Consider the following 12570-nt stretch of genomic DNA (forward strand, 5'->3'; position numbering starts at 1 on the left):
ATTGTCCTGATGGCTCAACTCTTAACACCACGCGAGACATGTGCCAAAAAGCACCCGATGTCTTTTCTTGCCCAGATGGATTTACCTACGATGCGGATGTAAAACAATGTGTTAAGCCACTTGATTGTCCAAGTGGGGGAACTTATTCGGTCGAACGAAATCGATGTGAATATCCAAGAATTTATGAATGTCCTACTGGATACACACTAAGCGGTGATACATGTATTGCCCCTCCTGTTTGCCCAAGCGGAGCTACGTTTGATGCTACCATTTTAAAATGTACGGTTGATCCCACGTTTGCATGTGTTGATGCGGGATGGACATTTAACTCAACCACGCAAATGTGTGAAAAAGATCCTGCCTGTATAGTTGGAACTTACAGTAAAACCTATGACAAATGCCTTTTAGCCTATACACCAACATGCGCGACAGGATATACCTATAATTCAACGCGATTGAGATGTGAGAAGACGCCACCCGATTGTCCAAGTGGTACCGCTTACAATGCTACAACTAATCGATGTGAACAAGGAAATGGCAGTGCATGTACTATCAGTGGCGGTACTTGGAATGGTACGAATTGTACGGTTGGGAGTAATTATACGGCCACTGAAACGCATGCAGGTACAAATATTGGTTTTGTAACATCATATAACTATAGATTTAAAGGCAGTACAAAGGCTACAACATATAAAAACAATAATAGTTATACTACGTATCTCTTAATTGTTGGCGACAACAATGAACAAGGGATGACTTATGTTGGTCCAATATATACTGTCCTTCCAAATCAAACGATTACGCTTCCATTAAATAAAAAGACAATGCATTATTATGTTTCAGTAAATATCATAGAGCTTGTAAATAACCCTAGTGATATGCAAATTACTATTAATGGTGAGGAAGAGAATTCATACATAAAAAACTTGACCTCTTATGACATTATCCCATACTTTAATGGATCTTATTTTTGGACAACTTATTCTGGCATCATTTCTCCTAGTGCGACAAGAACATATATAACTTCATATACTCCAACTTCGTATTTTCGTTCACTATCTGCTACGGCCACTTACATTTGCCCCAACGGTGGCACACTATCAGGCACTACATGTAACAACACCACAACCGTAGCTCCATCATGCCCAACAGGCTATACCCATGACGGCTTAGGCAAATGTTACGCCAATCCTACATGCCCTTCAAGCGGTTCTTTTGATGGCAATCTTGACATGTGTTGGCTCTCTTTTAATAAATCATGCACAATGGGTACTTATGATGCAACTTCCAATTCTTGCCTCAATGAACCAATCTGTGATGGCGGTGCACTCAATACTACACTCGACAAATGCCAAATGTCTCGCGAAATTGTTTGCGCGCAGGGTACCAAAGATACTACAACAGGGAAATGTACGTTCACCGCTACTTGCCAAAGCGGAGCAACCCTACTTATATCAGGATGTAACACTGAAGCAATCCCATTGACATGCCCAAGTGGTACAGACACTACACTTGATGTATGTTATAGCGATGTGAACGCATGTAAAGTTGATAGCACTTACCCAAAAGTTTCAACGCTCACCTATAGTGATGCGCTGAATATCTGCATCGTTGATGAAAATGTTGTATGCGCCTCATCGCTCACATGGTCGGAACTCTATCAAAAATGTGAAGCCGTGCCTATCTGTTATAACGGTATGTACAACCCCGAAAACGATTTCTGCTACATATCCACTAAAGAATGTCCTATTAATGCAGCCTATCCGTGCAATGGACCTATTGGCAATCAATGGTGCAGTCCGTATACATGTAACGCTACCACAAATCAATGCGGATATGCAGAATGTCCTGGAGGAATTCAGCCAAGCTTAACTGCGGAGATGAGCCCAAGTTACAATGCAGATTTAGTTTATAGCGCGGCTGATGTCTTATGTACAGATTCTTATTGTAATTTGGCAAACAGTTCCCGTTTTACTTATTGTGGCTTAGAAGCAGCATGCCCTTCAGGATTTGGTGTGTTTGAGCAAAATGGACAATGTTTTGTCAGGGAATGTCCTCAAGATAGCTTTCAAGAAAACAATAAATGTTACTCACTAGGGTGCCCAAAAGGAACAACAGAACAAGGAAACAGTAAATGCCTAGTCAATTAAAGAACAATCAAAAAAAGGTCATTTCTGCATCATTAATGGCTATATTTTGTTTCAATATGCTGATTGCAGATGAAGCATCAATTATTTCAAGGGATAGTTGGACATTCAATGAGGTAAATGCTACGGCCTCTGGTGTACCATCAAATCTTAAATTTTTTAAATATTACGACATGTTGCCAGACCAAATTGTTCTACCTATAGTCAGTAATCGAGATTTAGCTGAACATGAAGGGAAAAATATTTTTATTGGCTATGGCGTTGCAGATCCAAAAGGCGAAGATTGTCGTGTATTTGAAGCAAGTATTACTGGCTTAGCCAATGATATCAAGGTTTGTTTGCCATGGTGGCGCATTGAAAGAGAATATGAGAAACAAGTTCTCCCAGTCAGTGATGTATTAGGCTTATTATGTTCGCTACCTACTCCAAAGCCTCCTATCACGGTTAATGTTTGCAAGCAATGGTCATCTGATCTCACTATTAGTACGGGCGGTGGGAAAGTTACATGTACAAGCTATTACGATAAATTAGCAGGAGGAGGATGTTGGAGCAACCCTTCTTCCGCTGAATGTTTTGTGAATAATTGCTCACAATACACGCAAGAGCATTGTGCTCAAGAAGGTGCAAATATGGGTGATGTAACAGAGCTAATTGGTGCCCGTATTGAAAGTACAAATACCTACCAATCAATCGCCACAAAAGTTAATCTTGTTACCTATCAGTATAAATGTCCAGCAGGAATATTTATACCAAATACAAATTGTGTAGAAGAAGAATCTGTTTTAATGTACCCATACGAGTGTAAAGCAGATGATCCCAATACAACCACAAATGAAGAGGAATACACATACTGTGATGAATCCAAGGCGCAATACGACGCAAATGGCAAAGTAATTGGTTTCCTTGGTACATGTAGTGATGGTAAAGCAATTCTTTGTGAAGTAAACAAATTCGCAGCAACTGAGCGACAATGTACGCAAGATATTACACAAAATTATACAAACTTAAATTACACACAAGAAGTGAATTATAGAAATTTTGAGGAGTATGAAGTTGCTGTATTATCAGGAGAACCTGACATATATTCTGAAAAAGAGAACTGCCTTAGAATTAACACTATTGAAGATGCTAGAGACCAACTAATCTATGCAACCATTCAAGGCAACGGTGGCATAGATGATGATATCTATGTTTTAAAACATAACCAAGATGGAACTCATTACAAAATATATTGCAACATGCAACACTCATGGAATAATGGGTCAAAAAAAAGTTATAACAACAATATTTTGCAATGTATTGGAAATAATGGAAATTACTCTTTTAAAGAAAATATCTCGATCGAACCTACAACAATCGTTTCTATTCAGCAAAATACTGAAGCTGAGGACTCATCTCCTTCCCATTTTTATGCTCGAATGCACTATGGAGCCACTGAAGTCAAAATAGATGGTACCGTAGCCGCTCCTTCAACTTTTCATGGTCCGATCGGATTTAATGGCTATCCTGGAGGCGCAGGAAACACAGGGTATCCACATTGGAATGGAAAAGGACTTCTGAATCTTTGGGATAATTCCACAGCTACTCTTTCTATCATGTTTCCATATGCAGGTGCTTACCAATTATTTTTCTATGATAAGAATGGAAATGAAGTTGTTACCCATACCGTTGATACAAGCGACTTTTTAGAGATGGACGGCTCCTTTATTCAACTAACCAACTTGGGAAGCAAAATGAAATACCGCTCTGATTTTAAATCTGATAGCGATGATGCTTGTCTCAAAGATGATTTTTTAGAAATTGGAGGAGGTGTTTGGGGTGGAAGAGATTCCAAAACTGGAACAAAAACATGCCAGAATGCCCCTACATCGAACGATTATATTAAAGAGCATGCTATCTATAGCATCCTTGTTGTTGACTTGTTGACGGGCAATACAACGCCTATAGAGATGGTTTATCCTTTGGCATATATCAACCGTGTTTTTGTTTCAAAATTAAAAATTTACGAAAAAAGAAAATATCGATGTTATAAACCATTCGCGGAGGTTAAAGTTGCTCAATAAAATTCTCTTTATCTCATTCTTCTTATGTTTGCAATTTCTCAATGCGGACAGTGGTTATTATGTTTGTTCAAATGATCAAGAATATTTGGACTATAAAAATGGACTTGTCTCTAACCTCGATGGTGCAACCAAATTTTCAACAGAGCTATTATGTTCCTACGATTGTAACCAATACGAAGTTTGCAAACCTGAAAAGGTTTATAATACGGAAGTATCACCTATTTTCAATTGTATCGATGCAACAAAAGCACAAGAATTGCAAAATTATTTTGCAAATAAAAAATTCCAAACCATCAACTTTAAATCAATGGGCATCCCTTCATGGAGTGTTGATTTTAATGAAGCTAAAGATGGCTCACAATTCATATTTCCATATGCCTTTGATCTATCGACCAATATGAGCGCATGGGATAACAATGGAACAAGCGTAAAAATTTCCAAAGATGCAAGCAATTATATCGAGATAATAATGACGATTGAGGGAACTGCCGAACACAATGTTTCAGGAAAAATCTATAAAGGAGATAAAGCCTACTCCATTAAAGGTGTGATCGGAGGAGAAGCCAGTACAGTTAAATGTGGGCTATTCAATAATACAGGTGAAATGGTATCTTACGAAAATCAATTTGAGCTCGTAACCAATGCAAACACGTATTATTGCCCATTGCGAAAATCTGAAAATATCGGTGGGGAGTACAATAGCGGAAGTAATTTTCAAACCCAATCTACATGTAATAGCGCTTGTACAGTTAAAAATGAATGTGTGCAGGTTGCCGATACTCCATGCAAGCCTATAAATATTGATTATTCACAATATGTGACTGACTATACTGGCAAATCGGTTGCAACAAAAAGAGCAATTTCTTATGAATGCAATAGCACCGTCACAAAAACGGTAGGTTGTGCAAATTGGAAAGTCATCACAAATCAAGGCACCGTTGACGTAAACATGTCAAAAGTTGGTACTTCATTCAAAGAGCGTGCGAATAGCTCAACGGATGCAAGTGTATTATCAAATATGCTTGAAGATCAGTTTCACCTTTTTACAGGATGGAAAGGTCAGTGTGATCATGGAAAATTGTTCAACAACCCTTTTTCTGATCCTTTTAAATTACTCAGTTACGCAATGATGGTGTATAGTGCTTCAGCAAAAGTTGAAACATCAACCACAAACGCAGATGGATCTACGACGGTTACGACTGAATATCCAATGGGCGAAACGATGTCGAATGTGCATGATTCTTTTGATAATGCAACAACAAATTTTCAAAATGGATGGAATGATATTACAAGTAAATTATTAAACTCTGGTTCAACTGCAACGGATTCAGAAATTAATGATTATGTAACGCGTGCTGTTTCGACAACAGATTCTTCGAGTGTTGCAGATGCCGCAAGTTCAGGTGTTGTGTCATCTGTAGAAGACATGACAAAAACAATTAAAGATTATGTCACGTCACCAATTAATACCATTGATGTAGGGTATGGAACAGTAAAAATTTATATTTCAGACTATATCCAACTTGGTATGGCCATGATTCCAACAAAAGAAGAACTTAAAACTTCATATGACTTTAATCAGGCATGGCTAGGCGATGAAAATGCTGATAGCCAAAGCGTTGCATATGCTACATGTATGGCATCTATTGGGCTAAGCTATCCTAACCTCATTAGCTACGTAGCTTCAGATTTGAATGCAACATCAAAAGAATTGAGTTATCCTTATGATAATCCATTAAGATTGTCCTACTCACAAATACAATATTTAGCAGGAGCAACGAGTCAAAAATTTGTTGAAAACATGTATGCGTACATCGCCAATAATGCTTCCTCAAGATACGTAACCGTCATTGCCAAGAATGGTCAAGCATACTATCAAGCAGGTCAAGTGATTTGTGGTGGAAAGATCGCAGTAGCTTCAAATGCAAATAGTGTCTCAATAACTACTTCTGATAGCTCTAGCTCTGGAAGTAATATTGGTGAAGCAGTGGCAATGATGGCGGTAAAAAAACTGCTTGCAGCACTCCCTCCTCCATACAATATTATAGCTACTGTTTTACTTGATTTGGTAATGGCATTTGATAGCGTAAATGCGTGCACAAACCTTGAAGATGCAACAAAATTAGGAACTCTACAAATGAAGACAAATAGGTTTATAAATTACAACCAATGTTATGCAACTGAATCTAAATGCCAAGATAAGTTCCTTGGTAAGTGTATTCTAAATCGCGATTACCATTGTTGCTATGATCAGATTACAACCAGGATCTTTGCTGAGGGGATTAAAGAACAATTGGGATTAGATTTTAAAGTTTGTAACAATATCACATTAGAGCACTTAAAGCTAATCAGTTTTAGAAAATGTACAAGCGGTGAGAATGCAAGCACTGATAAATGCTTCCCTGCTGATAAATGGGATGAATATCAAGCGGCAATTACAGCTCAAGGGGTGACTGGTTTTGATGCAAGTGCATTGGTTCAAACGGGGATTAACTCTTTAGGCGTTACAACTACTTTGCAATGCAAATAATTTTAAGAATAAAATAGTGTAAAATATGAAAAATTTATGGAGTGAAAAATGGTAAATCACAAAAATACAATATTTTTTCTGTTGATGGCATTAACATGTTTTATAACAGGATGCACCACAAAATCAAAGGTTGTGGATGGACAGAGGTATACGCAAACATTTGGTTCTAATGAATGGCAGTATGCAGGCGAAGCGAAACCTGTGGAGAATAATTCTTCTAAACCTGAAGAATCAGTTGGATATGTAGCAGGGCAAATTGCCGGTGCCCTCGTTACTACAGGTGCTCATATTATCACTTCACCGATTAGGGCAGTCGAAACCGTCTCAAAAACTGACTCAAATTCATCAAAAACTACTACAGAAAAAAGTGAGAATTACAAATGAATCTAAAGAAAATTGCCCTACTCTCGTCAGCGCTCTTAGCCTCTCTTTCCTTTGCAGAAACAAAAGTTGATTACGTTCTAATTAACCCAGATGATTTGCCAAAAAATCAATACGCATTCACATTCCAGCTCGAAAGAAATGGAGAGATAATTGCAGGTTCAAGCGTAATTTTTTCTTCAAAAAAACCTTCTTCAATAAAAGGCGGAGGAACTGGCGCAGCAACAAAGATGTACTATTACAATTGCACTAATGGGGATAGAGATTCAAAACCCTACAGTCAGACAGTTTTAATTAATGACTACCCAACATTAGAATGTCTTGCTAAAGATAATGGTGATGCTACATGTACTGTAAAACTTTATAATGCGAAAGATCAAAATGCCCTTGCTTTTGAGGAGTCAAAAAAGAAAAGTTGCAAAGAAGTTGAACCAATTATTCATATTCAAGAATTTACACTGAATTTGAAAGAAACGGATAAAAATGGTGTAAAAGATTTTGGTAATGGCTACAAATTACAATATGCTTATGGAGGGGAGCGTTAGAAAATCTGTGTCAATCTGGTAGTATTTCAAATACACAAGGATTGAAAGATGGAAATACAGATAGACACAGAGACAATATTACAGCACATACGTGAGGGTAAAGCCCTTGGTGGGAAAGATGGAGCACTTGCTCCTCTTATTAAACAACTGACAGAAGCAGCACTCCAAGCAGAGATAGAATCGCACCTTACCCAAGATTTGCAAAAGAATCGTAAAAATGGGTTTAGCTCTAAAACAATGAAGAGTGAAGTAGGTAACTTCGAACTCGATGTTCCAAGAGATCGAACCGGTACATTCGAGCCTCAAATCGTGAAGAAAAATCAGACCCATATGTCGGATCAAATAGAACAAAAGATACTTTCACTGTATGCTCTTGGGAACAGTTATAGCCAAATAGCAGATCATATAGAAGAGATTTATGGAGTGGGCTTCTCTAAAGCCACGATAAGTGCTGTAACGGATAAAATCCTACCGATGTTGCACGAGTGGCGCATTCGTCCCTTGGATGCACTTTATCCCTTTATTTTCATGGATGCTATTCACTATAAAGTGAAAGAGGAAGGCAAATATATTTCCAAAGCATTTTATACGGTGCTTGGTGTGAAAACCGATGGTAGAAAAGAGGTTCTAGGACTTTATTTGGGTGAAAATGAGGGAGCGAAGTTTTGGCTACATGTTTTAACTGACCTTCAAAACCGTGGGGTTAACGATATTCTTATTGCCTCCGTTGATGGACTTAAAGGCTTTCCTGAGGCTATAAACTCAGTATTTCCTCATACGGAGGTTCAGTTGTGCATCGTCCATCAAATACGCAATTCCATACGATTTGTAGGTTCACTCCATCAAAAACAATTTGCCAGTGAGCTAAAAGCCGTGTATCAGGCATTTTCCAAAGAAGAGGCTGAAAATGAACTGGATAAACTTGAAGAAAAATGGGGTAAAAAATACCCTATCGTCTTTACTTCTTGGCGTAATAAATGGGAAAACCTCTCACTCTATTTTCAGTATCCTGAAGATATTAGAAGAGTCATTTATACCACTAATATCATCGAATCAGTGCATCGCCAATTTAGAACCCTCACAAAGACTAAAGGCGCTTTCCCAAATGATGATAGCTTACTCAAATTATTGTTTATGGGAATCAAAAATGCAGAAAAAAAATGGACAATGCCGATACGAAATTGGAGTCTAACCCTCTCACAACTCTCGATTCATTTCGAGGGCAGACTCAACAACGCTTTAAATTTATGATACAATTTTAGGAGCTACTGGATGCTGACACAGATTTCTGAACACTCCCTTATGGAGAGTTCAAATAACGTCACCCCAAGAGTCTTAGCCCCTCTTGCGAGGGGAAGCTTTAATAAGCTCTTGTAATCAAGCAAATTAATGCTATAATCACAACTAAGAGTTTTAGAAGCAAACTTAATCACCTCGTTCCGAGGTCTCAAATTTGCCCTAAGAGGTTGCTGCCTCTTGGGGCATAACCTCTTTATTATTCTACCTTTTGTGTCTTTAAACTTTCATCATTTTTTACTAGCAGATCGGAATGGATGCTCAACGCCGCCATGAGTTCAATGAAATCACTTCGTTTTGTACATCTTTACTTTGTCACCGACATTAAGCGATGAAAACGTTGTATTATCTCCAAGTGGCCACACGGAACCTTCAGCTTCTTTTTCCGCGCCCATCCCACATTTTTGCTTTTTCACACGTATGAAAAACTTTCCATTGTCAATCTTATAAGTTTCACCAAATACATGGCACTCTATTCCTTTTATATTTTGAAAGGAAAATTCCATGATCTGCGAAGCTAATTTTTGAGTGTCATAGTTTGTTAGTACAGTTGCCTCCACTGTTTCGGAATCAAAATAATCTCTAAAGGCATTTTGATCGCCACAGTTAAAGGCTCTTACGGCTTGAACAAATTTGGTATATGTATCTTCTGAACTCTTAAAAGAAGAATATTTCATAGAAATCAAGTACCCCCATTCTTGTGTCGTACTAGCTTCTCTGGACTCTTCCACTGTCATCTTTGAAAGGTCATTTGTACAATGCTTCATCATATACAAATCAACCATTGCTGAAGCCGCGCTAGGTATTGATGCATAAAAAATCACAAGTGTATGGTAAATTGGATCGTCAATATCTACACGAAACGGATAAATCGTGCTCTCTTGAAGCATTTTGATAAATGGCTCATCTGAATTTTTAATAAGCTCTTTATCCGCTTCAGATGCTTTACCTTTAGCTAGTCTTTCAACCGCCTCATTGAGGTTTTTCATTTCTTGTGTTGGTTTTGATACCTTTTCATCAAGGCCTTTTGCTACTTCTTTAACAAGTGGATTATCCGTTTTGCTTGCCTCAACCGTTGTCTCGCTCGCATACAATCCCATAGCCGTAAAAACGGCTACGAGTGTTAAGATTAGTGTTTTCATGGTTTACTCCTAATTTTTGGTATTTTTTTGCACTTGTGTCGATGAGCTAAGTGCTTTTTTTAGTTGGTCACCGTCTTTTGCTTCGCGTTCAGGTTTAAAAACGATTTTAACTTTTGTGCCTACAGTAAGGTTTTTTGCACCAATATTTCCAAATTCATCATAGAGCCACCCTTCAGTTTCTTTAACGGTGTTATCGCAAGAAAGATTTCTTACTCTCGCTTTAACTCTTATGGAATTTTGATCTTGTGGTTCAGTCTCCCCATTTAATAATCTTGCTGCTTTTTCATATTTTTGATTGTATGATAAACCATCATCATCTACATTTGTTGCTTCCAGCCCAACGATACATTGCTTATTGTTGATTTGAGCTTCAACAAAAATAGGTACTGTATTAGTTTTGCCGAGTTCTTTAAAATCAGCACCATATTTGACTGTACCGTCTACGAACATTTCGCTTGCGAGGGCAAGAGTACTGGTTAGGACTAAAATTGAGAGTAAAATGACTTTTTTCATAGTTTTTCCTTCATAAATTTAATTTTGATTGACCACTAATTGGCAACACCTTTTCTGTTAGAAAATTAACTTTCTTATTACATGCTCATTTTTGCGATATACCCTATACCAAAAACAAATAGAGGCTTGGCTGTAATCTCTAAAATGGTATCAAGAATAGTGTTGTTGATAAAACCATCTTCTCCTAAAGAAGAGCATTTATTGACAGTAACTTTTTCTTCAAAAAAGAATAAAGAGATCATATACAGACCAAGCACCTGAAAAAATGATAGGTTTGGTCCAAGAACACCAGCACCAAACCAACCCCATAAAAGCCAAATAACCAAACCATTACACAATGCCTTCAGAATAAATTTAATTGTTTCCACTCGATTACCCTACTTGATTAACTCGATAAAATTCCCACGTACATCATCTTCCGAACCACAGTTGGCAATTCTCTCAGCAACGATGATTGCTCTGTATGCTAATTTAGCATCAGCATTCGTATCAGCTTGCGCTCTTAGACGTGTTAAGATTGTTGACTTGTAACTATTCGCTCTCGTGTTATTATAATTATGATGCCATTCGTTCACATTGTTATACTCATTTGAGCATGTTGTAGCCCAATATAAGTCGCTGAATACTGGGAAAATACCGGCTAGACTATCATTGTTACCACTACTGTAGGCAAGTCCTGTTAAGATTCCAGCATCAAATTCAGTTGCTTTATCCAAACTCATCGGTGACATCGTTTTAAATGTCTTGATTTTTTCAAGAGTCTCAGGTGCAAAATTTTGGGTACCGAGTTTCTCTGTCGCGAACGATAGGGTTGATACAAGAGCTAATACTCCAACGATTAGTGCTTTTTTCATAAAATACCCTTATTTTCATTTTCAAGATAGCGTTCTAGATCATCTATGCTTTGACATGTAATGATCACCCCTTGGTGATCTTTTTTTAGTGTTGTATGGAAGATTGTTCTAATAGCCTCATTTTCAAGAACGTAAGATGTTTCATCAATCATCAGAACGGCTCCTTTATCCAGTATTACTTCGATTTGCTCAAGCACTTTTTCTGATACTTCCTCGCAATAGGACTGTACAATTAAAGCATCATCACATTTATTTTCGATGAACATAGCCTCAAAATCTCGTGAAGACTGTAAAGGTCTTCTCATCGGATTCTCAAGAAAAGTTCCTGCATCATGAAATGTAGTAATCAAGACAAATGCTGTACCCTCAGCATGAAGCTTTAAAGCTATTTTTTCCAACTGTACGGTTTTGCCACTACCCATATGCCCTTCTAAAACAGTTTTATCATGTAGTTGAAATTTAACATCGTGATCATGAGTTACCATTTTTATAATCATTTTCTATCCTTTTATTTGATTTTGTTTTCTTATCTATTGGTTTAATATCTGGCGCTTTTTTATCAAATGTAAATTTTGATAACTTAAAAGCAGTAACATCTTTTTTAAGATTCATACTTTTAGCCTCTAGCTCAAGACAAATCACATGATCAGCACCTTTGAAAAAGTTATATGCCTCTTCACATGAAGCAAAATCTTTTACATTGCGTGCAATTTGAAGACGAATGCTCTTACCTGGAATAGGAAAGCTAATAAACCAACCTGCTATTGTCAGGCTATATGCCTCTGCAATTTCCAAGCTTTTTCCAACAAAAAGTTCATTTTCTACCTTTGCTAAATTACCATGTGATTCTTTCGCAATCGCACGAAGTAAATTTTTCGCAAAAATAGTGATCCCCGTGCCAACATTACCTATAATTACGATATCGCTCTTTTGCCCCATTGTTGCGTCTGGTGCTTTCGCGTAGGCACATATTCGTTTTGAAAGTTCATTACATATCTCATTTGCAAATGAATCTTTATTTTCAACAATTGGGCACAATTTAGTATTATGATCAGACCAAATGGCAACAAGTTGGTTCACATCAATTCTTTCCATGCTT

12 protein-coding genes are annotated in these 12570 nt (G+C 37.5%); 6 read left to right on the top strand and 6 right to left on the bottom strand.

The genetic code is table 11. The annotated features are described in order from the left end of the window. Positions 1-38: 38 nt before the first annotated feature. From SMUL_RS08730 to SMUL_RS08755, 6 genes are read left to right on the top strand one after another with little or no spacing between them, the layout of a single operon-like run. Entirely contained in the window at positions 39-2150 is a 2112-nt protein-coding gene (locus tag SMUL_RS08730) for a hypothetical protein (protein ID WP_148295282.1), read from the top strand. Beyond that, entirely contained in the window at positions 2135-4210 is a 2076-nt protein-coding gene (locus SMUL_RS08735; RefSeq protein WP_025344884.1) for a hypothetical protein, read from the top strand. The genes SMUL_RS08730 and SMUL_RS08735 overlap by 16 nt, the downstream gene beginning before the upstream one ends. After that, positions 4200-6740, top strand: a complete 2541-nt coding sequence (locus SMUL_RS16635; RefSeq protein ID WP_025344885.1) for a conjugal transfer protein TraN — start codon at positions 4200-4202, stop codon at positions 6738-6740. Before SMUL_RS08735 ends, SMUL_RS16635 begins: the two co-directional genes overlap by 11 nt. A gap of 48 nt (positions 6741-6788) precedes the next feature. Beyond that, on the top strand, positions 6789-7124 hold the full coding sequence (locus SMUL_RS08745; RefSeq protein WP_025344886.1) for a hypothetical protein: 336 nt from the start codon (positions 6789-6791) through the stop codon (positions 7122-7124). Then, positions 7121-7666 carry a hypothetical protein gene (locus tag SMUL_RS08750; protein WP_025344887.1) on the top strand — a complete coding sequence of 182 codons (546 nt, stop codon included), beginning with the start codon at positions 7121-7123 and terminating at the stop codon, positions 7664-7666. The genes SMUL_RS08745 and SMUL_RS08750 overlap by 4 nt, the downstream gene beginning before the upstream one ends. Before the next feature lie 48 nt (positions 7667-7714). Next, on the top strand, positions 7715-8917 hold the full coding sequence (locus SMUL_RS08755; RefSeq protein ID WP_025344888.1) for an IS256 family transposase: 1203 nt from the start codon (positions 7715-7717) through the stop codon (positions 8915-8917). A 332-nt stretch (positions 8918-9249) separates the two neighbouring features. Here the strand turns inward: SMUL_RS08755 and SMUL_RS08760 are convergent, their stop codons facing one another. The 6 genes from SMUL_RS08760 to SMUL_RS08785 all read right to left on the bottom strand — a co-directional run bounded on the left by SMUL_RS08760 (position 9250) and on the right by SMUL_RS08785 (position 12566). Further along, the gene (locus SMUL_RS08760; RefSeq protein WP_025344889.1) at positions 9250-10104 is read right to left on the bottom strand and encodes a hypothetical protein; all 855 of its coding nucleotides are present in this window, start codon (positions 10102-10104) and stop codon (positions 9250-9252) included. Positions 10105-10113: 9 nt separating this feature from the next. Then, entirely contained in the window at positions 10114-10617 is a 504-nt protein-coding gene (locus tag SMUL_RS08765) for a hypothetical protein (RefSeq protein ID WP_025344890.1), read from the bottom strand. 77 nt (positions 10618-10694) lie between these two features. Continuing rightward, on the bottom strand, positions 10695-10985 hold the full coding sequence (locus tag SMUL_RS08770) for a hypothetical protein (RefSeq protein WP_025344891.1): 291 nt from the start codon (positions 10983-10985) through the stop codon (positions 10695-10697). Between the two features lie 9 nt (positions 10986-10994). Beyond that, positions 10995-11471, bottom strand: coding sequence for a hypothetical protein (locus tag SMUL_RS08775; protein WP_025344892.1), 477 nt, complete (start codon positions 11469-11471; stop codon positions 10995-10997). Beyond that, the gene (locus SMUL_RS08780; RefSeq protein ID WP_025344893.1) at positions 11468-11968 is read right to left on the bottom strand and encodes a hypothetical protein; all 501 of its coding nucleotides are present in this window, start codon (positions 11966-11968) and stop codon (positions 11468-11470) included. The genes SMUL_RS08775 and SMUL_RS08780 overlap by 4 nt, the downstream gene beginning before the upstream one ends. Continuing rightward, positions 11943-12566, bottom strand: a complete 624-nt coding sequence (locus tag SMUL_RS08785) for a hypothetical protein (RefSeq protein WP_025344894.1) — start codon at positions 12564-12566, stop codon at positions 11943-11945. The genes SMUL_RS08780 and SMUL_RS08785 overlap by 26 nt, the downstream gene beginning before the upstream one ends. Positions 12567-12570: the final 4 nt, after the last annotated feature.

This window comes from Sulfurospirillum multivorans DSM 12446 (genome assembly GCF_000568815.1).
In the GTDB taxonomy this organism is placed as follows: domain Bacteria; phylum Campylobacterota; class Campylobacteria; order Campylobacterales; family Sulfurospirillaceae; genus Sulfurospirillum; species Sulfurospirillum multivorans.

Excerpts from the sequence above, each read along its gene's own strand:
- SMUL_RS08765 (WP_025344890.1), bottom strand. The coding sequence starts at position 10,617 with ATGAAAAAAGTCATTTTACTCTCAATTTTAGTCCTAACCAGTACTCTT.
- SMUL_RS08780 (WP_025344893.1), bottom strand. The coding sequence starts at position 11,968 with ATGATTATAAAAATGGTAACTCATGATCACGATGTTAAATTTCAACTA.
- SMUL_RS08760 (WP_025344889.1), bottom strand. The coding sequence starts at position 10,104 with ATGAAAACACTAATCTTAACACTCGTAGCCGTTTTTACGGCTATGGGA.
- SMUL_RS08730 (WP_148295282.1), top strand. The coding sequence starts at position 39 with ATGTGCCAAAAAGCACCCGATGTCTTTTCTTGCCCAGATGGATTTACC.
- SMUL_RS08745 (WP_025344886.1), top strand. The coding sequence starts at position 6,789 with ATGGTAAATCACAAAAATACAATATTTTTTCTGTTGATGGCATTAACA.
- SMUL_RS08755 (WP_025344888.1), top strand. The coding sequence starts at position 7,715 with ATGGAAATACAGATAGACACAGAGACAATATTACAGCACATACGTGAG.
- SMUL_RS08785 (WP_025344894.1), bottom strand. The coding sequence starts at position 12,566 with ATGGAAAGAATTGATGTGAACCAACTTGTTGCCATTTGGTCTGATCAT.
- SMUL_RS08750 (WP_025344887.1), top strand. The coding sequence starts at position 7,121 with ATGAATCTAAAGAAAATTGCCCTACTCTCGTCAGCGCTCTTAGCCTCT.
- SMUL_RS08775 (WP_025344892.1), bottom strand. The coding sequence starts at position 11,471 with ATGAAAAAAGCACTAATCGTTGGAGTATTAGCTCTTGTATCAACCCTA.
- SMUL_RS08735 (WP_025344884.1), top strand. The coding sequence starts at position 2,135 with ATGCCTAGTCAATTAAAGAACAATCAAAAAAAGGTCATTTCTGCATCA.